Genomic DNA, 23,381 nt, shown 5'->3' with positions numbered 1-23,381 from the left:
GTATACGACAGGATTAAATCTAAAGATCGCAGAATCATTTGCTAGGATTTCGATCTATGGAATTGTCCCAGAAGTTTTAAAAACCTCACCGTTTAATTGTCTTCTTAAAAGAAGGCTAAAGAAGAGGATACTCCATAGAGATTGTAGACTTTCGATAATTTCTACTGCGACTGCAGTGGAACAATGATTAAGATATTTTAGTGAATGTGTTGGTGCACTAAACTAATAGATAGGGTTATCCTTACTTCCCTTCTGATAAATCACCCTATATTTTCCCTATAAAAGTTCAATTTAAAATTCTACGACAAAACAAAAGTTAAATAACATACCTTATTTATGGACTTATAGCTTATACGTGAAGTCAAACTCAACTATTTTAGATTGCCTCAATTGTATTAAATAGAAAAAAGATGGAACCCTTGCCTTTCGCAAAAATTTTCATGCTACAATCTGTGGTAGTTGTAGCATGAAAATTAATGGTCGTTCTGCCCTTACCTGCAAAGAAAATATGGGTGGTGAACTTGAAAAATTCGGATACTCTGGGAAGCAAAACCCGTCAACCATGACCATTGACCCCAAAAATCTTCCAGTAGTTAAGGGTTGAGTGGTGGACATGTCTTTTTTTGGAAAAAAATTAGAAGCTATAGAACCATACCTTAATGTCAAAGCATATTCTATTTCTGAACGTGAATTCCGGCAAACCACTGAAGAGTGATTACATCTCAATCAAACTAGTAGCTGTATTATCTGTGGAGCCTGTCATTTTGAATGTAATGCTCTTACGTTACGGTCAACCACGATTTTGTCAGTCCTCACGCTCTCGCCAAAACACAACGTATGATAGTTGATTTAAGGGATATAGAAACTGAGATTCGCCTATAATCCCATAATGACAGAACCAAAGGAGCTTGGGGGTATGCTCGTTGCTATTTTGGTAATGTCGTTTGTTCCATGGACGGTTTTCCAATGGACTAAATTGCTCACATTAAACAATAAATTTTAGACAGAAAAAATTCTTAAGACAGTCGTTCTATTCGCTATTGTAAAGTTTTAGTAGACTTAGGCAAACAAGAGGATGGATTTATCAGCGTAAGTTTGGATTATTTATAATAGGGAATTATTTGAAAGATCTAAGAGGATTGTTTAGTCTTGCTCCTTTGGGCTTGTAAATGGTAGCTAGTAGTAATTTTTTTCTCTCTTTTGAATCATCAGAAGTAACTAATCAAATTCAATTACTAATTAAACGAGTACAAGCATAAATTGGCTAAAAGCTAGTCTTTTTGAGCTTTTTAACAAATCAAATGATATTGCTAGGTTTTACTTTTTGTCGAAAGGAAGCATAAGAGAAAGTCAGAACACTACTTAAAGGTTGATTTGTCCAAGCTATATAAGCCTAAAAACCGTCCATTTTTTCTCGGTCAATTCCAACATTCCAAATCTTTGTATTCAAAGACAAAAACAATATTTAAATAATTAACACAGTGCAACTCTTTAGGAAGCCATAAGGGTAGAGGCAAGAATCTATAATTTTAAGATCTGAAATGCCTACACTTTTCAATTAAAATTAGGAGTAGGGAAGTTACCAAGAAAGTTTTTCCCTAAAAATAGTTCCTTATGATAACGTTTGCAAACGTTATTTTTGAAAAATTAGATACATCTGAGAAAACTATGCTCAACAGAATTGCTACTCACATTAAAAAGCACTTCTGCGCGCCAGAAGTTAGTGCTCATTGCGATGGACCTTGTGGTGTTTATGACTCCGCCTCTGCTCGCATCTATGCTGAAGCAGTATTGTCCATGACTAAGAAAATCCTAGACCTTAATCCTTCTGTCGGAGATCATGCCACTGCTAATATTCTTTTCCGCTATATTGCAATTAAGGAAGAGCAAGCACAAAAAACTAAAGAAGAATTACTTATCCTTTGGACTGACTACTTTAAACCTGTACATTTAGAAAAATATCCTGATCTTCACGATATTTTTTGGAAGGCAGCTAAACTTTGCTCTGCGTGTAAAGTAGAAGTTAACTTAGACCAAGCAACCGAATTACTTGCTACTGTTGAAAAAATTCATACTATGTTCTGGTCTACCAAAAATCGGAATGTAGCCTGGGTAAGAGCTAGCTAAATTTGTTGATCTTAGGTAGTGGGCATGCAGTTGATCCTTGCTAGTAACAATCAAGAATTGCTTCTTTGGTTGTTTAGGTTGCGTCAACGGTTTTGTGTTACAGGGACTTCTATGTTTCCTCTGCTTCAAGCAGGAGATGAAGTTCTTGTAGACACAAGGGCCTACCGGCGTCGTTTGCCAGAAATAGGGGATTTGGTCGTTGCTAGGCACCCTCACCGTCAGGATTTAAAGATTATTAAACGAGTTGTTTTAGTTAACAAAAATGGTAATTGTTTTTTGTTGGGAGAAAATAAAGCAGAAAGTAATGATAGTCGGTCTTTTGGTTTTATAACTCCTTATCATATTATTGGTAAAGTTACTAGTAAATTTCCTTGAAATATAATTATTTTCTTAGGAAATGTCACCCTACAATGAATTTTGTTTAGGTGCTCATCTAAAACAATAGGATATAATAGGATAACTGAGAGGATCGCGTTCGCAATTAATCTTTGGGCATTGTTGCTCGTCATTTTAGGTTGACTCCAAACAACTATCTTTTGATCCTAAGGATTTCTATATAATTATCAATTTCTGGCTATTCTGAAATATTCAGACATTAGTTTAGCTAATTGATTTAGCTAAATTAATGATTGATGACTTTGTGAATTACTACAGTAGTCATTGCTATATCAGTTCTGTTGATGGGTTAGTGGTTAATCAATTAAATTTTCATAAAAATAAGAGTTCAAGTGATTCATCCAATTAGGGGAAGATTTAAGCAAGTTAATTCTAGGATAGTGAAAGGAAGATTGCACAAAGGTTTATCATCATGAGTTGTTTTTTAAAATTCTTCCTGGTTAGTGCGATTGTTTTTTGTTTTGCTGATTTAATTCCGTTTCCTAATTTTCCTTCTGGCATGATTGTTCATATAATTAGTCAATACCAACAACAAAACCGACAAAAATAAAATATGCAGAATGTTACTCTCATTTCCATCTTAAGAAATAGAATAGATACTTATATCTAGTTGACATTTTAAGACTAGCTTTATCTATTTTTCTATTCTCTTTTTCTGCTCTGTTTAATGATTCTACTTTGGTCTTCTTGTTTAAGATGACAATTAGATACTATAGTACTTATTTTTTAGAAAAAAGCATTACGACAATTAGGTTAGGCGTTAAATTTGGAAAACTATTCCCTATTTTGAGTGAAGAAAAGTAGAAGAGATTGATAATATATTAATTTTTATTAAAAAGAGAGCTTATAGATACAGAAATTTTGTTAATTTTCAACTCTGAAATTTTTATATTTGATATTTTACTAGATAATTTTATATTATCAATTCGATATAATTTCCTTTTCATCCATTTACGAGAAATTAAAACCTACTCAAAAAACTTAGATGACAAACACTGGTTTTATGCATCATGTTGGACATGAGGGCTAACTTCTATTTGTATCTTCTATAGTAGAGACTTATTTACAATGTATGTCTTTTCTTGATTTAGTTTATGTGAAAAGGTAATGAAAATAATGACGACTCTTAATCTTAAGATAAGTTAGTTTATAAGTTTACTGATATTTAGCTTTATTTTACCTAGATTTAAATAACCTTATTAGTAAGGTTTTCTAAAAAATATATAAATATATAAAAAATTTATAAATGAGTAAACCTAAGATTTATTAATAATATTTAAACTTGAAAAGTTATTATTCAAAGATGGACTTTAGAAATAAAAATAACTAAAATACCCTTATACAAGGAAAATAGCATCACATGAAAGTTCATAAAATTAACGGAAGAATATTTTGCAATCAATATAATTTTTCTCAAAATTTTTTACAAAATCGTTACCATAAAAAGTGTTAATAAAAGTGATTAAATTGTAATTCTAATTTCTCTAAATATAAGAGATATAAAAAATATATTTTTTACTGCTATTTGGAATTTATTACTTATTTATTTCAACTTTTAATAGACCATAGTAAAACTCGATTATTTCCAGAATCAGCAATAATAGCCGTATCACCGCAAACCGAGATTCCATAAGGCCAATTTAAACTATTACGATAAGTCCTCCCGTAAGAACGATTCTCTCCTTTACTAAGAAAGTTAAGTTGACCCATTAATCCTTGGGAAGGGATACCCATCTCTAGGGAATTTTTCCACCCTAATAAACGAGAATTAGACGTGTCTGCCACCATCAACCATTGCTTACAAGCAGCTACGCCATACGGCATACTTAAACTACTAGAAGATGGACAATAGACCCCTTGATTAAGTTCTACATCTTCAAAATTTGATTGACCTAAAACTAATTTACAAGGAACATTATTTTCGGTTGGTATTCCATCCCAAATCATTACACGATTATTTCCCGCATCAGTTACAACTAGGTTATCTTGCCAAATTGCTAATGTATGAGGCCAACGCATACTTGAAGCTGTTGGAGGTCCTCCTCCATTTTCGTCCCGCAGATTCATCTGGGACTGTCCTAGAACAAAATCTGCCGGTTGTCCATTAACTTCCGGAAGTCGATTCCACACTAAAACCCGTCTATTTCCGGTATCTGCGACAAAAAAATAACCTAGATGGTAAAAAACGCCATAAGGCCAATGCATCCTATCCGCAGCTGTATTAATTTTTCCTCGATTAACTTGATTTTGGTGAAAGTCTGTTTGTCCTAACACAATATCCGCAGGAACATTATGATCTTGAGGTAGTTTCTTCCAAATTAAGACCCGATGGTTCCAGGCATCAGCCACTGCTAATCCTTCTCCACAAGTGCAAATCCCAGTAGGAACACTGAAAGTATTGCTTTGGGGAGTTCCATTAGCGTTTTGCCCTTCTTGATAAAAGTCTGTTTGTCCGATGACCAAGTCTGCGGGTTTGCCATCAGTTTCAGGCCGATTTTTCCATCCCAACAGTCGATGGTGTCCTGTGTCTGCTATCCATAACGGACCAGTTTCAGATACTAAACAAACACCTCTTGGACCAAACATAGTAGTGGACTTAGGTTCTAGGGGCATTACCAAAGTATTAGAGAACTGTTCACCTAAAATAATAGATGGGCCTTCGGGAATAAGAAATTGAAAAAACGATTCATCTGTGTTAGTTGTAGAGGTGAAGTTTTGGTTGATTTGAAAAAAATTTTTCATAATGTATAAATCAGCAGAGTTTATATGACTGTCGATGGCATTATATCTTAATACATAGATTATTTTAATAGATAAAAAATATTATTTCTGAATTTTTTATTACTGGTATTGTATTTTAATGGAATGTTTTCAATTAATACAACTCAAACAAGAATTTTTTTAAAAAACTTATTAATTCGCATATAACTTTCTTTTAAATTTATTATTTATAATTTCATTTTTTTAGGTTTATAAGAAATCTAATCTGTTTTCAAAGTAACTAAATAAAAAATAAATATCATCGATGATTATATTAATACTCATTTATTGTATAGTTACAGCATTGATTTATGGACTATTTATGAGGTAGATTTGCTACAATTAGGGGGATTTCCATTTAACAGTAAAACTAGATATCTTAAGGTGATGATTGGATCAGGGTTTATTTCTTAATAGTTAATTATTTGCTAGTTATTGCTTCAGTAATGTGCTACTAATGATTATATGGATTGTTGACATATTAAAAGCTTTTTCAAAAAAAATAATAATTAAGCTATAAAATAATAACATAATTAACCTTTAATAAAATAAATAACAAAAAGGATAAATTAACGAAATGTGAATAATATCACATATGAAATTTTATTTAAAAAATAAACAAAGATTTAGATAAAAAACTTATTGATTTAATTAATGAGTTAGAATTTATTATTCTAAATAAAAAACAATTTTATAAAATTATTAGTAAAAATTTTAGTAACTCAGTAAATAAATAAATTTTTATGAAATTAAGTTTTTTTATTTCCAATAAAGTCCATAACTATAGAACTAATTTTAATAAAAAAAGAATTATTTTACCTGATTTGTACAATAAATTGTGCAAATAGTTGGCGACTATAATAATCATTGTTATTTTAAATAATATCATTAAATAATGTATTCATGATCTATATGTATTTAGTATTGAATATTATCATTTAAACCTATTTACAATATAAGAAAACAGTTGAAATAAAAAATGATTAAACTATTATTTTTTTATTTTAACTGTATTCTAGGTGATTCAAGCTAAAAAATAAGTACATCAAAAACAAAATTTTGTAGGAATAAGAGAATATTACTAAATTCAATAAGTATCCTGTACATTAATCATAAAAGTTATTAGTTTACTTTATTAAAGTAAACTAATAACTTTTAACATAACCAATTAAACCAGAGAATATATAATATTTTTAGTTCATTTATAAAATAATTAACTAAGTTAATAGTCATTTAAAATCAGTATAAAATAAATAAGAAATAAACATAAAAAGTATTATCATTAAATATATTTTTTTATACAAAGTAAATAATATATTTAATATAAAAAATTATAAATAAGATATCTATAAACATAAGTATATATAGAGGTTTTGTCGAGAATTAAATAATTTTAAAGCAGATCAAAATCAGCTATCAAAAAAAAATATTTCAATAAATTACTAGAGAATATATACAAACTTACTCTCTACAATCAGAGCAAACTTAAAGCTTATCTATGCTATTGGCAAATTAACTTTGAATTAATTAGTTTCTTGAAAAAATCAATAAAATGTCATAATGATATAAAAAATAAATTTATTTTAGATATTAAAAATAATTAAAATTATTACACTATCTAAATTTTGTATTTATTTTAAAAAACTTAGTTTTAAACATAGGAAAAATAAATTAATCATGTCTACTTCACCTAGTTATTTAGTGTCTTATAAAGAATGTTTATCAAGCTAGATCAACTTACTTATTAAGCTTGCGAACCATTTTAAGAGACATATCTATGTTACTTTCGCTACGACAACGTTAAATGTTTGATTCTGCTGCGGGACTGATTTGAGGTTTAGGGTGAAGTAGATTTTTAGGAACAAACCTATTGCTATCAGTGATATTTGTCTTTATTGAAGATATTTATTCATAAACTCCGCATCTCCTCATCTTTTTGCATCATCAGCTTCGAGAATGAAACATTTCTTTTTTTTTGCTATGCTTGTACACTAAGTTCATCAACAGACTTGGTTTTGTTGCCGAACAATCTAAATAATTCTGCCATCAGATGATATTCTCCTAAATCTAGGAGGATATCATCTGATGTTAAAAAATGTTAATTTTTTTTAAAAAAGAGGATAGAGTTATAAGAATCCAAGAACTAGTGAAACATAAATAAAATTATTGTCTGATGGGAGTTTTACAAAAATTATCTAAATTTAAAACAGATAATTGCTCATAAGCTCTGTCAATCAGTCCTTTGTCTAGTAAGAATTCTATATTGGCTCCTGGGAAAATCTAATTAAGGGAGCTGGAGTTGAAGTGATTGCGTAACATCTGAACACTCTTTAGCTGACGTAACCAATGGAAAGTTTTAGCTAACCGTCAAGGTCTTAGAGTCCCTAAAAGATCACACAAAAGTGCAGTTCAGTAAAAAGAATTCCTCCATGGAAGCTCCGATAAAGATAAGAAAAACCTGGGGAATTAACAGGAATCCAAACTCCTTCCTTTAATATTTGGACTAAGACAGGCTTCTTTTTTAAAAGAGGTTACGGCTGTCTCTGGAAGCAGATAGTCCTCCTGTTCTTACTTGGATCACAACTGAGCACTTTAGAGTTTTTTGTAGGGATTTTACCAATTTACTTACAGCACTACGATGAGTGATAAATAAACAACGCACTCCCCCGTGTTGTTGAAGAAAGTCTTCAACTTGTTGATTTCATTCAGGATAATCCATCAAGATATTGCTAGTTTTTTCTAGAATAAAATAAGCCGTCCCGCCTAAAGTATCTTTATTGGAGGGTAAAGCAAACAACTCCTCTAATAGTTGACGAGAGAATTTAGAGAGCCTAGCTGTCTTTCGAAACATGATAGGTGAAAAGTAGAATCCTTGTTAATTTATTACAGGGAATCTCAAAATTGAGTGTGGCCTTGTGACCCTATTATTCCTTAAATTTAGTAAATCGTCTCAATCATAAACGGTGAAGACGATTTCTTGATACATTCTTCAATAGATAACTATGTGGTTACTTTTACTGTTACTTACTTTAAGCATTATTACTTATATCCTCATTAAGCGCACGGTAACGTCAGTCACTCATACTCCTGCTTGGCTATTGTGGTTAGTTGTTATGACTCCTCCCATAGCTTGGACAGTATGGTATATGGTAATGGATGAAGAAAAGTCTATTCCCTTGGTGTGGATCATCTTGCCCCTATTTATTTGTTTTATCACTTATGGGTGGTTAATTTCCATCGGACGTATTCTCACGAAAAACCAAGATAGTCAGAATTATTCTTTATTCCCTAACCTTGAAAAAAAGATAAAAACCCTAGAAAATCCAGTTTTCATTCGTCCGATTACCGCTACTGAGGAACAGTCATTAAGAAATTGTTTCCCTTGGGGAGTGTATTACTTGCAGAATTTAGATTATCGTCCTCAAGCTATTCTTTGTCGGGGAAAGTTACGGATAGCTCCAGAAAAAGCTTATCAGTCAATTAAAACTAATATTGAGCGGGTGTTTGGTGATCGCTTTTTGATTCTTTTTCAGGAAAGCCTACAGGGACAGCCTTTTTTTGCCTTAGTAGCTAATCCTTGGGCTAAGTCTCAACAGAAAGAACCTGAACAACCTACCACCCGTCCTTTATTTGCTTTAGGGTTACTATTACTGACGTTGTTGACTACAACAATTATTGGGACTGAAATAGCTGGTATTTCAGTAGAACAATGGCAAGAAAATCTAAGATTACTATTAAATGGATTACCCTATAGTCTAGGAGTAATTATAATTTTAGGAATTCATGAACTAAGTCATTATTTAACTGCTATTCGTTATAAAGTTATTACAACACTACCTTACTTTATTCCTATCCCTTTTTTCTTAGGAACCTTCGGAGCATTTATCCAGATAAAATCTCCTATCCCTCATCGTCAAGCCTTATTTGATGTCGGTATAGCAGGACCTTTGGGGGGGTTTATGGTAACTGTTCCCATTCTATTATGGGGACTATCTTTATCAAAAGTTGTGCCTCTGGTTGAAGAGTCTAACCTATTAAGTCTACAAGCATTTGATCCTCGAGGTTCTTTCCTCTTTGCTATTTTTGCTAAATTGGTTTTTGGGAGTAGTTTTATTGCTGAAAAAGCAATTCATCTTCATCCTTTAGCCATTGCAGGCTACGTAGGATTAATTATTACAGCTCTAAATTTAATGCCTGTGGGACAACTCGATGGGGGACATATTGTTCATGGAATGTTTGGCCAACGAGCAGCAATTATTATTGGTCAATTTACTAGATTATTTGTCTTAGCTTTAGGAATTATTAGACAAGAGTTTTTACTATGGGCAATCCTGCTCTTTTTTATGCCAACTTCTGAGCAGACTGCTCTAAATGATGTAACAGAATTAGATGATAGACGAGATATCTTAGGTTTGTTTTCATTAGCATTGCTGATAATGATTTTACTTCCTTTACCTGGGACATTAGCTCAATGGTTAAATCTTTAAACTAGTCAAAAGTTAAATTGATTGACTAAAAACTAAGTCGGTGAAAACAAATAGTTTCTTGGCTCAATCAGTTGATATTGGTAAAACTATCCAAAAAATTCTAAGGTATGATGGCTCAAAAATAATGGGAATGTTTTAATTATTCCTTTCGGTCATGTAGTAAGACACTTAGTTAATGGAAACAGATATACTGAACTTGACACAGGTAAGACAGTATTGAGCATGCCATGGAGGATTAAACTATAGAAGGACTCTTTATCGACTGAGGGTTGCGCTTACATCGTTTCTTTAAATTCTAAAGTCAGTCTTTAAAGCAGAATAAATTGTGTGGACGGTCCCCAGGGTTAATCTCGACTGTTGAGTGTTAAATATGAATCATAGGCTAGAGTTGAAATAGCACAATTTTAAAGATTTGAGTAAGTGGAGGATTTACGCTTAAGAACAAATGTATTTAACTTTTATGATTATCTTAGCAATAACTAACATTCTATGTCTCAACAATATCAGTGTCTTATTTACGTTACCCTTAGACCATCAGTGTTAGATCCAGCTGGGACTGCAGTTGAATCCGGATTAAAACAGTTAGGCTATCAAGGGGTTGAAAAAGTAAGAATTGGGAAATACATTGAACTTACTTTAACAGCAAATTGCGAAATCCATGCAAAAGAACAACTTGAACAAATGTGTGATCAATTATTAGCTAACCCAGTCATTGAAAATTATTGTTTTGAGGTAACAGCTGTTAACGTGATTCAATCCTCAATGAGGTAAGCATCCATGAAATTTGGTATTGTAGTTTTTCCAGGATCTAATTGTGATCGTGATGTAGCAACAGTTACTCGAGGATTATTAAACCAGCCAACTCGTATGGTATGGCATCGAGAAACAGATATTTCTGATTTGGATGTGGTGGTTATACCAGGAGGATTTAGTTATGGGGACTATCTACGCTGTGGGGCGATAGCTCGGTTTTCGTCGGTGATGCAACAAATCATAATTCACGCTAACCAAGGAAAATGGGTATTAGGAATTTGTAATGGATTCCAGATTCTGACGGAAATTGGGTTATTACCCGGAATATTAATTCGTAATCGAAACTTACATTTTATCTGCGACCAAATCCCTGTAAGAGTTGAAAATAACCGTCTACCCTGGACACAAGTATATACATCAAAACAGATCATTACTCTACCTATCGCTCATAGAGAAGGCCGTTATTATGCAGGGCAAGATACCCTTAAAAGTTTAGAAGACAACGAACAAATTTTGTTTCGTTATTGCACAGCTCAAGGAGAAATTAATGAGGACCAAAACCCTAATGGTTCTCTTAATAATATTGCCGGAATTGGCAATCGGAAAGGAAATATTTTAGGCATGATGCCCCATCCGGAACGTGCCTCAGACCCCTTTTTGGGATCTACAGACGGGCGAGGATTGTTTGAAGGGTTAATTGAAGAAAAATTACCACAACCTCAATAGAGGAGTAAGCTTTAGTGTAAAGAAAATTTAAAGAATGCTCTCAAAAAGACAATAGAAATATTACAACCGAAGGATTATTAAAGTAAGTAAACATTAATTTAAAAAAGATGAGAATTGCCCACAATATTACAGAATTAATTGGTCGGACCCCACTAGTACAATTGAACCAAATTCCTCAAGCAGAGAGATGTATGGCTCAGATTGTCGTAAAGTTAGAGGGAATGAACCCATCGGCTTCAGTAAAAGACCGTATTGGGATAAATATGATTAATGCCGCAGAACGTGAAGGATTAATTGTTGCTGGGAAAACTCTCTTAGTTGAACCTACTTCTGGTAATACGGGAATTGCATTAGCTATGGCCGCAGCTGCTAAAGGATATAAACTAATTTTGACCATGCCAGAAACGATGAGTCAAGAGCGACGGGCAATGTTAAAAGCCTATGGCGCGCAATTAGAGTTAACCCCCGGAACTGAAGGTATGAGTGGCTGTATTCGACGTGCTGATGAGCTAGTGAAAACGTTGCCAAATGCCTACATGCTGCAACAATTTAACAACCCTGCTAATCCTGCAATTCATCGCCAAACCACTGCTCAAGAAATTTGGGAAGATACAAATGGCCGGGTAGATATCCTTGTTGCAGGAGTAGGTACTGGGGGAACCATCACTGGAGTAGCTGAAGTACTTAAACAACGTAAACCAACTTTTCAGGCGATCGCTGTTGAACCAGCTAATAGTTCTGTCTTATCAGGAGGAAGCCCTGGCAGTCACAAAATTCAAGGAATAGGGGCAGGTTTTATTCCTGAAGTTCTCAAGGTAGAGCTAATTAACGAGGTAGTAACTGTGACTGATGATGAAGCTATTATTTATAGTCGTCGCTTAGCTAGAGAAGAAGGGCTATTGTCAGGAATTTCTACAGGGGCGGCTTTAGCTGCTGCTATTCGAGTTGCTCGACGTCCCGAAAATACAGGCAAACTACTTGTTATGATTCAAGCGAGTTTTGGGGAACGTTACTTAAGTACTCCCCTCTTTGAGAGTCTAGAAACACTTCAACCGAACAATGATGAATATTGATCATTGGTTATTTTAGGATAAGTCTGCCAACAAAAGTAATGGTAAGTTCGTAGCAGGTTTATTGAGAGCTTGTCTAATAAATTAAATCTTAGTCCTTTACTTTTAATTTTTTATGAAAATACACGTTTAATCATATCTAATGAGTTAGACTTCTTGTTTTAAATAAGGTAGTTTGCCACCCATAACTAGGCTACAGTTCGATACTATGCATCAATCTCGTCAAAAAGCTCAAAAAGCAATATAAATTAATTCAGATTCTTGGTTATAAGAAATTTATGTCTTAATTAATTAAGATCAGTTGGTAAGTTTTATTATTTACTCTTTAGGAGAGCAAATTGATGATTTAGTAGCAGACCCTTCTGATGATCAATTAATGGAAGCTTTCCAAAATTATAAATTTTAATGTCGAAATTCATTTACAATGATGAAAATGCATATATTTTATCATTGTAAATCCTACACTAGTAGTTTAGAAGGCAAATTATCTCCCTTTTTGCCTCAATCAAGTAAGTGGTAAAATTAAGGCAATTACAAAAAAGATGTGTGAAAAAAACGTTACCAACTTTTGCTAGGTGAAATTATTTTTCTCTATTTGGAGAAGTTTATACCCTTTTTGGGGGAGACTATCTTCAAGAAACCTTTTATTACAATTATAGAGACTGAAGGTTATTATCCCCCACCAAAATTATTGAAGAAATGTAACTAAACTAAGTAAACAGTGATTCAGTTAAACAAAGTTCAGAAAATTTTTAACTAGGTTTAGGTTTAACGAAGCAACTGTTTACCGACGACATGTCTACGCATTTAGACATTCATATGGGAGTCTTCATCTTTGCAATGGCTAAAACCCCGACAAAACAGAACTTGTTTTGTATTCCAATGATCTCAATGGATTTCATTAGTTCGGAGCCCGCTCACCACATTTTCTTAGTTCAAAATAAGTGGTCTGCGACTTTTTAGAGCTTACTAAATGTATATTTTGTGCAACTTGCTTGGTCTCTTAAATAAATAAGACTGGTTAACGACAAATACAGGAAAATCCTAACTGCATATTTTGCTACTAAAATTCAGAGATTTCCCATACTGATTTGTTAGAAAGGAAGAGAAAATCTAACTCTTTCCTGAGAAACGAGCCTCTCCTCACGAACACCAATAAAAGAAAAATTATTTTTATCGAATACCCTGATTCTCGTTTGAGGTCTTCTTTCCTCTTCTATTCCTACATTGAGTCAACCATTTTCGGGATACATTCTTACTTTAGTTCTGCTACGGCGACGGCGTTCATGAGAAAAATTTATAGGAATATCATTACCCAATTCTATAATTTGGGACTTGACTGGAGAAGCAAATAATAAAATTAAACCAATGAATAAGCTAGTTACTAGCAATTCTAAGAAAAAAATTCTCTTCATGGGGAGTTTATCCGAAAGGATTAGCCAGAATGATTCGAGCGACTTAAAAAGTTAAGATAGTAGTAGAGATAGAATCTCTATTACTATTATCATTTATTTACTTATTTGCATAATTTACAGGCTTTATAGCTATGTAAATTAGTATAAATACTATTGATTTAAAATTCATTCAAAAAAGTATGTATCAATTTTTATTGATAAATTTCTCAAAAAGATTAAAGTCAATAACATTGCATTACAATTTTAAATTATTCAAAGACTTAAATCTCATAAAATTTTTGTAGTAAAACAACGAATATAAATAGCTTTTGTATATCTCAAAAATATCCTCAGTACCATAAATTTAGACATATATTGGATTGCATCACCTTACGGAAAATACCAACGTATGTTCTGTCAAAAATGATAAACCTCAAAACAATCGATGCAGTTCTATCCAAAGAATTATAGTATTAATCTTGATTAACGCACTATTTAGCTATGATGTCACTGATAATCTCATTCGAGAAAGTACTCAAAAGCTGCCTAAACTGCTTATCAATAAGAGATCAGCGTGTCTTCTTGGTGAATTAATCTCTTTATTTTTGAGCAAATACCAAAAACAATTGTCTATTATCATTCTTTCTACTCTAAACCTCTAAATATATTAAGTAAATAAAATATTGATAATATTTTATTTACAATTTTTAAAACTCTAAAAGTTTAGGATGATCTTATCAGGTCCATTGTCTCAGAATAAATTACTGATAGTGATTATTCTATATAAAAGTCAACTTTTTCGTATTTTTACTTAGATATTAAAAATAGCATATATATTTTTAAATAATATGTATAATAATAAAAAAATGTGGCAAACTTTCTCTTTGCAAGGAAGAAAAGATACAAAAAGTTTCTCTTGACAAGGGGAGATTTAGAAAGTGTAAAAAATGGAGTACTTAGTGAAACAGATTTAACTTTAGTGATATCTATCCACTTAGCGGTTACAATAATAGGTTGTAGTGTTAAAGAAATTAGTGACACGTTCTTAACGATATCACAGAAAATTTTAAGAAATTTAGCTAATCGATTCCCAAACATAGTAAGCTATGTTCTCAAAACCGCCATCTCTTCCCAAACATCCCTTGAGTCAACTGGTTACCCAAGTAGTACAAAAACTTGGACAAGGAAGACTAAGTCCTGAAACACTCAAAAAAGGGGCAAAAGTTCCTGAATTACACATACAAGATAAAGAAGGAGATAAACCTCGAGTCTACTCATTAATTGGTGATCGCTATATTTTGGGACGGAGTTCGAGATTCTGTGACATTCTCATTACTAATAGTTTTGTTAGTCAAGTTCACTGTTCTCTCCGCCGTGACAAAAACGATCCCCAATATTTCGTCCTCGAAGACGAACAATCTACCAACGGTATTTACCACAACAGACAACGTATTAAAAATCTTTCCTTACGTCATGGAGATGTCATTATCCTTGGACCCCCAGAATTAGCTAAAACTGCTAAACTGGCTTATCATAGTCCTCCTCCTGTTTGGCGTAGACTGATTTCCTATACCCTTCATGGAACCATTGGACTATTTGCTCTGATCAGTGTCGTTATCATCTGGGAAAGCCGTAAATATGATGTAACGCCCCTCCCATCAGGAGTTAGTGGTCCAGTAGTTGTTTATGCAAGCAATAACAAAATCCCCCTAAACCCCATTACCCAAAGTACTCACCGAGAAATTAACCGTTTACAAGACTTTTCTCCTTATTTATCTAAAGCCCTTATTGCCTCAGAAGATACTCGCTTCTACTGGCATTTTGGAGTCGATCCCTACGGAATTGTTAGGGCGTTAGTCATCAATTCAAAAGATCAAGGCATTCGTCAAGGAGCGAGTACCTTGACCCAACAATTAGCCCGCAGTCTCTTTACTGAAGTGGGATGGGAAGATACAGCCGGTCGTAAATTACGAGAAATGGTTGTTGCTTTAAAATTAGAAGCTGTTTATAGCAAAAATCAAATTTTAAAAACTTATCTAAATCAAGTGTATCTAGGGGGTAGCCTTTACGGGTTTGAAGACGCAGCCCAATTCTATTTTGAAAAATCAGCCAGAGATTTAACAATCTCCGAAGCGGCCACTCTGGTGGCAATGTTACCCGCCCCAAATCTCTATAACCCTGTTCAGGACTATGATACTTCTGTTCAACTCCGAAACCGTGTCATCACTCGTATGGCAGATTTAGAGATGATTAAACCCGAACAAGCTGATCGTGAGCGAAGATCACGCATAGAAATTAGTCCTAAAGCTAGAAAAACTTTGTCAAATGTGATTGCTCCATATCTTTATAGTCACGTTTTTAAAGAACTAAGAACTCTCTTAGGGAACGAATTAGCGAAAGAAGGTAATTTTATTGTAGAAACAGGATTAGATCTTCACTTACAGTCTAAAGCTGAAAAAGAGCTACGAAATCACGTTAAAAATGCCGGATCAACATATAAGTTCTCCCAAGGGGCAATTGTCACCTTAGATACCCGTACTGGAGAAATTTTAGCTTTAGTGGGAGGGGTAGACTATAAACAAAGTCAATTTAACCGCGTCACTCAAGCTAAACGTCAACCTGGATCGATTTTTAAGGTATTCAGTTATGCGGCGGCTATTGAACAAGGAATTTCTCCTCGAAAAGTTTATTCCTGTGACGGACTACGCTGGATGGGACAACGATACAAACCCTGTGAACGTAGTGATGGAAATGTAGATATGTATCGAGGAATAGCACAGTCAGAAAATGCAATCGCCCTCAGAGTTGCCCAAGATATAGGGTTAAATCGAGTGATTGAAATGGCGCAACGGTTGGGAGTAGTATCAGCATTAACACGATCACCAGGATTAATTTTAGGACAAAGTGAAGTCACTGTTTTGGAAATGGCTGGGGCTTATGCTATTTTTGCTAATCAAGGAATTTGGAACCGTCCTCATGCAATTCAGCGTATCCTTGACGGGGGAGATTGTTTAGATATAAATAATTGGCAGACATGTCGAGTCATTTACAATCTTAATCAAGATCAAACTAATAGAAGAAGGGTTATTTCCTACCAATTAGCCCAAACCATGACTGATTTATTACGGGGGGTCGTACAACGGGGAACTGGGAAAGTAGCTAGCATCGGACTGGGAGAAGCAGGGAAAACAGGAACTACCAATAAAGCCGTGGATCTTTGGTTTGTGGGCTATGTTCCCAGTCAGAATTTAGTAACAGGGGTATGGTTGGGTAATGACGATAACTCCCCAACCAGAGGCAGTAGTAGTCAAGCAGCGGCCTTGTGGAGAAATTATATGAAGAAAGGATTAGTTTCTCGGTAGTCCCATTCCATTTTTGTTTAGTCGGGCGAAATCACTCAGTGACTGACAGCTCAATCTTTTTCCATTTCTCCATTGATATTCCTAGAAAAGATCTCTCCTCACCTCATTTATCAATCTAAAATATTTTTTGCAAAAATTAATGTAGAAAATGCCGTCTTCTGGTTAAGACCATCACTAACCCTAATTCATTAGCCGCCGCAATAGAATCTTTATCCCGTAGTGACCCTCCAGGTTGTACAATAGCCACAATTCCCTTTGCTGCTGCCGTACGCACTGAATCATCAAAGGGAAAAAATCCATCACTAGCAAGGAATCCCCCTTTAGCTTTATTTTCAGCTTTTTCCAGGGCAATTCTGACGGCACCAATCCGATTCATTTGTCCAGCACCAATTCCCAGAGTTGTACGATTTTTCGTCACTACAATAGCATTTGATTTTACGTATTTCGTAACTTTCCAAGCAAACAATAATTCCGCTAATTGTTCGGAAGTCGGTTGCTTTTCTGTAGCAATTTCCCAACTCTCAGAAGTATCTATCTGATCGTCGGATGCTTGCACTAATAATCCTCCAGCAATCACTTTAACTGTCTGTTTTGGCCCACTCATTAAGTTTGGTAATAATAAAACACGAATTTTAGATTTAGCAGCTAAAACCCTTTTAGCTTCTTCATCGCATCCCGGGGCGACCACACATTCTAAAAAGGTTTTTGTTAATTGGCTTGCTGTCTCCTTATCTAAGGGTTGATTGACCGCTACAATACCCCCAAAAGCCGAAATTAAATCTGCATTAAATGCATTCTCATAAGCATTAGCCAAAGTCTTTCCTATCGCCATACCACAGGGATTAGTATGTTTAAGAATAGCAACAGCTGGTTCTTCGGAGTTAAATTCAGCAATAATACGCCGCGCCGCTTCTAAATCTACTAAGTTATTATAACTGAGTTCTTTCCCCTGTAATTTAGTCGCGGCAGCCCACCCTGATGGTTGAGTTCCAGTTTGATACCAAACTGCATTTTGATGAGGATTTTCTCCATAACGAAGAGATTGAAATTGAGTACCTGAGAGAGTTAAATGACTTGGTAAAGAAGACTCTGTTTCTAAAGTAAGAGTCATAAAATAATTAGTGATCGCTCCATCATAACTATGAGTTAAAGCAAAGGCTTCCCTCGCCATTTTTTTACGGAACGCTAGGGAAACTTCCCCATTGTTTATATCTAACTCCTGTAGATAACTATCATAATATTGAGGATTAGATAAGACTGTAACATGAGCAAAATTTTTGGATGCTGCCCTCAACAAGGTTGGTCCACCAATATCGATTTTCTCAATAGCTTCAGATATTGTAAAATGAGGCTGAACAATGGTTTGTTCAAAAGGGTAGAGATTGACTACCACTAGATCAATCGGACGGATTTGATTGGACGCCATCTCTTGGTCGTCTTGTGACAAATCCCGTCGCCCCAAAATACCCCCATGAATGCGAGGATGCAAGGTTTTAACTCGTCCTCCTAAGATTTCTGGTGATCCGGTATAGTCACTCACTTTAGTGACTGGAAGTCGTGCCTCTTGTAGAAGATCTGCTGTTCCTCCACTACTGATTAACTCAAAGTCAAATTTATCAACCAATTGTTGAGCTAGATCGATAATTCCGGTTTTGTCCGATACGCTCAGTAGTGCTAAACGGGCCATTTAAGATCTAATCTCCAGATGCTAACCATTACTTAGGAATATTATGACATTGCTTATCAAAGCCTAAGGTTTGACTTTAGAATAAAATTACAATTACTAAAATTTTGCAAATATTAATGTCTAACAATAACAAGAGTAGTATTTTGGCTGCCGGAATGGTCATCGGTGGAGTGCTGGGGACAGTAACCGGCATTTTGATAGCTCCACACTCGGGAAAGGAAACAAGACGTATTCTCAAAAAATCAGCAGATGCTTTGCCAGAGATAGCTGAAGATCTATCAACTACAGTGCAGTTACAAGCTTATCGTCTATCAGAATCAGCACTTCAGAGCTGGAATAACACTCTGACACGACTCAAAGACACCATAGCGGCTGGACTCGAAGCCAGTCAAGGAAATTTTGAGAACTCTGAAACCTCTTCGTCACAGATGACTATGGATTTTGCATCTTCCTCTGCTAAACCCTTTTCAGGTAAACAAGCGTGAGCGATCCTCTTTTATGGCTTGGACTTTCTTCACTTTTGGTGACTGTCAGTTTGATGACAGTCTTAATGATGGTTATACCGACTTGTACAGAGTTAATAAGAGCGGCTCGTAGTGTAGAAAAGCTTTGTGATACTCTCAATCGAGAACTTCCCCCTACGCTGGAATCTATTCGTCTGACAGGATTAGAAATTACTGAATTAACAGATGAGCTAAATCATGGAGTTAAAAGTGCTTCAGATGTAGTAAAAAGAGTCGACCTTACTTTAAGTAAGACCAAAAGACAAGTAAGTCTTGTTCAACAGGGAACCCGTCGAGTTGCTATTGGCTTCAAAGCGGCTTGGCAGAGGTGGCAAAGTTATCCAACACAAAAAGATTGGTCCCCGAAAGCATGAGAGATAAAAACTAAAAATATAGGAATTACATAGTGATAAATTATGTGAAATATTGCATATAAAAAATTGCTTATATATGTATTAAACTAACTTAAAATTGTTCAAAAATAAACCAATATATTCAGAATAAATAAGGGGAGTAATTTTTTTAAAAAATACTAAAAAATAAAATTATGATGTGTGTTGATAATTTTCTAGGCAAAATCACGATACAATAACACTATCTTAAGTATTTCCTGGTGGGACTAATAACTTGTATCTTCAGTGTAGGAAGCTAAGTTTTTTCCTATCTAGCTTAGGCACTCAATCATCTAGAACTTCTACTCGATGTTATTACTCCCGTAGTCAACTTAGTAGATTTTTTCTCTTGGTTTTTAAAATCATTTCTAATTTTTAAAACCTCACCAATTATGAGAAAATACTGGATTTAAGCAGAACTTTAACCAAATATAATCTTTTTCCGGACCGGACTGTTATCAATTTATGGAGACCTAATAATCGGAGTACTTCATCGAGTGATCGATTCCCCTGACGGCAACTTTTAGCATTTAGTATCGGTAATACTATTTATTATTTGTTATCCCGAATTTTCCGGAAAAAGCTAGACGCGCGCTTTGAAACCCTTCACCATATTCGAATTAGTGGTAAAACACGGTTATTGTTAATATCTTAGATAAGATTATCTTGTCAAAGAAGGTCGTGCAGTGATTTTTAGACAACTATTTTAAAAATTTATCTTAACCATAGTAATTTTTATCGTTGGTGTTTTTGGTGCGGATTTACTAGAATTTTACGCAAGAAAGATAAAGTTTTTCTTTGGCAATTTGATTACTTTTATTTCGTAATATGATTAAATTTTTCCTAAGAATATCAGAGTTATACCTGTCTTTAGTACTCAGTCAATCAAAACCTCTTTTAAAGCTAAAAATTTAGATATATTAAGCTCGGTATGAAACGATATTTAATCGTCAGGTTTTTGGTCTAAAGACTGTCATTTTTTTTAAGTTGAGTATAAAATTATTCGTCGATTGATCCGTCAAACGGCTAATTGTGACTACTTTAGGTTAATTTGTTCTGATAAAAAGACATATCATTAAAAGCAGCTAGGGCAGTTGTATAGATAATTTACTCATAGTGTAAGTCGACGTCGCGCCTGATCTGTAATCAACGTTTGTCAATCCAGTTTATTGCAACACCTTAACCATTGCCCATCCTTAAAAAAAGAAAACATAAACGGCATAGGTAATTTTAACTTTCACTAAACAATATTCTGAGAAGTGCGGTGGCAATCATAGCTATTATTAATACCTTGATAGATTTAGCTTGACAGGTTTGTAAAGAGACTGAAGTCGAGAAGTATAATTTCCCTTCATTAATTACCTATCACATGGTTAGTAATTTGACATCAGTTTCGATTAATTGAGCTAAATCTTGCAAAAACGCAGCTGCATGGGCCCCATAAATTACCCTATGATCGCAAGTGATATTGACTGTCATTTGACTTTTTACTCCAGTCAATCCTTCTGGAGTAGCTACTACTTGGAGACGAGATTTACCAATAGCTAAAATTGCTCCTTGTCCTGGAGGTAAAATTGCATCGAAATGGTCTACCCCAAACATTCCTAAATTTGAGATGGTAATAGTTCCGTTTTGATATTCTTGGGGTTGTAATTGTTTCTTTCTAGCGCGTTCGACTAAATCTTTCCAAGTACGAGATAGAGAATAAATATCGATTTTATCAGCATTCTGTAGAACAGGAGTAATTAGTCCTCCATCGGGCATTGCTACTGCTAAAGCAACGTTAACTGACCTATTATAGTGGATTCCTCCTTGGTTGCTGTAACTAGCGTTAAGTAAAGGATGTTTGTGAAGGGTAACAGCCACTGCTTTTGCTAATAAAGCCGTCATAGTTACCCCTTTAGATTTAATTATCTTATAGAGTTTATCTAAACTATCGGTAGTTATTGTATAAGCTACATGATAGGTAGGAACTTGTACTGTCGCTACCATATTTTGTACTACTGCTTTTTGTAAGGTAGTAAGGGGAATAGTTTCTTCTAAAATAACAGTTACAGGAGTCGGCGACGTATTCGGAGTGGTAGTCGATTGAGATGCAGAAGATGAAGTCGGGGTAATAGTTGCAGTTTGGGGTTTCCCCGTCGTGCGTTCTACATCTTCTGCAACAATGCGTCCATAAGGTCCACTGCCCTGAATAGTTGTGAGCTCAATACCTAATTGTTTAGCTAGTTTCTTCGCTCGTGGTGAGGCAATTATACGGCCATTAGTGCCACGACTTTCATCGGTTTTGGAAGCATTCGTCGAAAAAGTTGTTGTTGGTGTCGTAGCTAGTTCAAGAGTGGAGATTGAGGCTACAGTTGAGGGAGTTTGAAGAGTTTGCTCTGGGCTTGAGAGAGCTTTTTGCTGTGCTTGAGCAATTTCTGCTTTGGTCTCTGCCACGAGGGCAATTGCTGTTCCTACGAGAGCTTCTTTTCCAGCCTCTACCAAAATGGTTGCTAGATAACCCTCATAGAAAGATTCCACATCCATATCCGCTTTATCTGATTCAACTACAACAACAGTTTCTCCTTTTTTTACTTTATCCCCTGGAGACTTCAACCAAGAGACGATCTTTCCCTCGGTCATGGTAGAACTGAGTGCAGGCATGAAGATATCGTGAATCATGAAGTGGCTTTTCCTTTAAGTGTGTAAATAGACAGTGAAGTTTATACTAAATTGAATCTTATCATTGTTTGTGAATCGTCTTAACCTTAATGCTATGGCTATTAGTGATCACTTGTAGGTCAAAATTTATCTCGAATCCAAATCAAGACAAATTGTGGTTTTCAAGTTAGACTGGGCACATCGCAGACTTGTGAACACAAATATTAAAAACATTGTGTGAGTGTTTGCTGTAGTTTTAACTTTTTCACTAGCTAAATTAACTTTATGATAGACACTTAGGAGTTTTTATATTTTAGTTTTATAAACAAAATAATAAATAAAGTTTAACTGTTGTTTTAATTGATAGTGATGTTTAATAAAAAAAATACTATAGCTTATGGCTATCGAATTTTAGTTTGTATTTTTTTATTAAACATCATCTTTTGATAAAAAAATACAAACTAAAATTTTTGTCTTGTTATTTTTAATGATTAATCTCCAATCTCACTCATTAAATTCATTTTGTGAGCATTATCATAGCAATGATAGCATCTAAAATGTAAGTATATTTAGTCAATAATAAATTCATCAATGAATATAAAATTAGTTGTTATAAACAAGAAAAAAAGAAACTACTATCGCCAGTATGTCAATTCTTGTAGAGAATCATGGAATACTTCTTTAGAAATTATGTCAAATACTCGATAAAATGCTCATGTGAGAGCTATTTTGGGTAGAAACACATATAGAGTCCTATAAAATTTTTTGCCAACTCTGAATTAATGCTTTACAGCGTTTAGACCATCATAAAATTAAGGAGTACTGTAATAGATGTTTACTCGTGTGAAGTCCACCGTTCGGCATATCGTTCCAGAGGCAATTAATGGTCGTTCTTTGCTAAAGGTGGTCTATATCGTTTTAGATCCACAATATCAAAGTTCCCTTTCGGTAGTTGTTGAAGCAATCAATAAAAATAACCCTAAATTAGCCATAAAAATTAGTGGTTATATAGTCAAATAACTAATAAATACTGAAAAATATACATAATTTATGAATAACGTGGTATGTACCAACTTAATTT

At 34.3% G+C, this 23,381-nt stretch carries 16 protein-coding genes and 1 pseudogene; 12 read left to right on the top strand and 5 right to left on the bottom strand.

The window, feature by feature from the left end:
• Positions 1-325 precede the first annotated feature (325 nt).
• From ETSB_RS02205 to ETSB_RS09835, 4 genes and pseudogenes are all read left to right on the top strand, one after another.
• Positions 326-1,259, top strand: a pseudogene (locus ETSB_RS02205) (succinate dehydrogenase/fumarate reductase iron-sulfur subunit).
• Positions 1,260-1,668: 409 nt separating this feature from the next.
• The gene (sodN, locus tag ETSB_RS02200) at positions 1,669-2,127 is read left to right on the top strand and encodes a superoxide dismutase, Ni (protein ID WP_044107558.1); all 459 of its coding nucleotides are present in this window, start codon (positions 1,669-1,671) and stop codon (positions 2,125-2,127) included.
• A gap of 24 nt (positions 2,128-2,151) precedes the next feature.
• The gene (sodX, locus tag ETSB_RS02195; protein ID WP_044106010.1) at positions 2,152-2,502 is read left to right on the top strand and encodes a nickel-type superoxide dismutase maturation protease; all 351 of its coding nucleotides are present in this window, start codon (positions 2,152-2,154) and stop codon (positions 2,500-2,502) included.
• Positions 2,503-2,935: 433 nt separating this feature from the next.
• Positions 2,936-3,073, top strand: coding sequence for a hypothetical protein (locus tag ETSB_RS09835; RefSeq protein WP_171816379.1), 138 nt, complete (start codon positions 2,936-2,938; stop codon positions 3,071-3,073).
• 998 nt (positions 3,074-4,071) lie between these two features.
• On the opposite strand, the gene ETSB_RS02190 is transcribed toward ETSB_RS09835, so the two are convergent.
• Positions 4,072-5,265 carry an NHL repeat-containing protein gene (locus ETSB_RS02190; protein WP_044106009.1) on the bottom strand — a complete coding sequence of 398 codons (1,194 nt, stop codon included), beginning with the start codon at positions 5,263-5,265 and terminating at the stop codon, positions 4,072-4,074.
• Positions 5,266-7,984: 2,719 nt separating this feature from the next.
• Positions 7,985-8,134 carry a hypothetical protein gene (locus ETSB_RS10210; RefSeq protein WP_232509844.1) on the bottom strand — a complete coding sequence of 50 codons (150 nt, stop codon included), beginning with the start codon at positions 8,132-8,134 and terminating at the stop codon, positions 7,985-7,987.
• Between the two features lie 151 nt (positions 8,135-8,285).
• Here ETSB_RS10210 and ETSB_RS02180 point away from each other — a divergent pair, with 151 nt between their 5' ends.
• The 4 genes from ETSB_RS02180 to cysK all read left to right on the top strand — a co-directional run bounded on the left by ETSB_RS02180 (position 8,286) and on the right by cysK (position 12,322).
• Complete coding sequence (locus ETSB_RS02180; protein WP_044106008.1) at positions 8,286-9,770, top strand: site-2 protease family protein; 1,485 nt, start codon at positions 8,286-8,288, stop codon at positions 9,768-9,770.
• Between the two features lie 489 nt (positions 9,771-10,259).
• Entirely contained in the window at positions 10,260-10,541 is a 282-nt protein-coding gene (gene purS / locus ETSB_RS02175) for a phosphoribosylformylglycinamidine synthase subunit PurS (RefSeq protein WP_044106006.1), read from the top strand.
• Between the two features lie 6 nt (positions 10,542-10,547).
• A complete protein-coding gene (gene purQ / locus ETSB_RS02170) occupies positions 10,548-11,249 on the top strand; it encodes a phosphoribosylformylglycinamidine synthase subunit PurQ (protein ID WP_044106005.1) in 702 nt (233 codons plus the stop codon).
• A 107-nt stretch (positions 11,250-11,356) separates the two neighbouring features.
• Positions 11,357-12,322, top strand: coding sequence for a cysteine synthase A (gene cysK / locus ETSB_RS02165; RefSeq protein ID WP_044106004.1), 966 nt, complete (start codon positions 11,357-11,359; stop codon positions 12,320-12,322).
• A gap of 1,229 nt (positions 12,323-13,551) precedes the next feature.
• Here the strand turns inward: cysK and ETSB_RS10205 are convergent.
• Positions 13,552-13,734 (bottom strand): hypothetical protein, encoded by a 183-nt coding sequence (locus ETSB_RS10205; protein ID WP_232509843.1) that lies wholly within the window; start codon positions 13,732-13,734, stop codon positions 13,552-13,554.
• Positions 13,735-14,819: 1,085 nt separating this feature from the next.
• Here ETSB_RS10205 and ETSB_RS02150 point away from each other — a divergent pair.
• The gene (locus ETSB_RS02150) at positions 14,820-17,075 is read left to right on the top strand and encodes a PBP1A family penicillin-binding protein (protein WP_044106002.1); all 2,256 of its coding nucleotides are present in this window, start codon (positions 14,820-14,822) and stop codon (positions 17,073-17,075) included.
• 136 nt (positions 17,076-17,211) lie between these two features.
• Here ETSB_RS02150 and purH read toward each other — a convergent pair whose 3' ends face one another.
• Positions 17,212-18,762 (bottom strand): bifunctional phosphoribosylaminoimidazolecarboxamide formyltransferase/IMP cyclohydrolase, encoded by a 1,551-nt coding sequence (purH, locus tag ETSB_RS02145; protein WP_044106001.1) that lies wholly within the window; start codon positions 18,760-18,762, stop codon positions 17,212-17,214.
• 116 nt (positions 18,763-18,878) lie between these two features.
• On the opposite strand from purH, the gene ETSB_RS02140 reads away from it, so the two are divergent.
• Positions 18,879-19,247 (top strand): YtxH domain-containing protein, encoded by a 369-nt coding sequence (locus ETSB_RS02140; protein ID WP_044105999.1) that lies wholly within the window; start codon positions 18,879-18,881, stop codon positions 19,245-19,247.
• Positions 19,244-19,639 (top strand): hypothetical protein, encoded by a 396-nt coding sequence (locus tag ETSB_RS02135; protein WP_044105998.1) that lies wholly within the window; start codon positions 19,244-19,246, stop codon positions 19,637-19,639. Before ETSB_RS02140 ends, ETSB_RS02135 begins: the two co-directional genes overlap by 4 nt.
• 1,383 nt (positions 19,640-21,022) lie before the next feature.
• On the opposite strand, the gene ETSB_RS02130 is transcribed toward ETSB_RS02135, so the two are convergent.
• Positions 21,023-22,321, bottom strand: coding sequence for a dihydrolipoamide acetyltransferase family protein (locus ETSB_RS02130; RefSeq protein WP_044105997.1), 1,299 nt, complete (start codon positions 22,319-22,321; stop codon positions 21,023-21,025).
• 810 nt (positions 22,322-23,131) lie between these two features.
• Between ETSB_RS02130 and ETSB_RS10815 the strand changes: the two genes are divergently transcribed.
• Positions 23,132-23,320: a hypothetical protein gene (locus ETSB_RS10815; protein ID WP_408643629.1), complete on the top strand. Its 189-nt coding sequence runs from the start codon at positions 23,132-23,134 to the stop codon at positions 23,318-23,320.
• Positions 23,321-23,381: the final 61 nt, after the last annotated feature.

This window comes from cyanobacterium endosymbiont of Epithemia turgida isolate EtSB Lake Yunoko (genome assembly GCF_000829235.1).
Lineage (GTDB): Bacteria > Cyanobacteriota > Cyanobacteriia > Cyanobacteriales > Microcystaceae > Rippkaea.
This window is presented reverse-complemented; position numbering and strand designations above follow the sequence as displayed.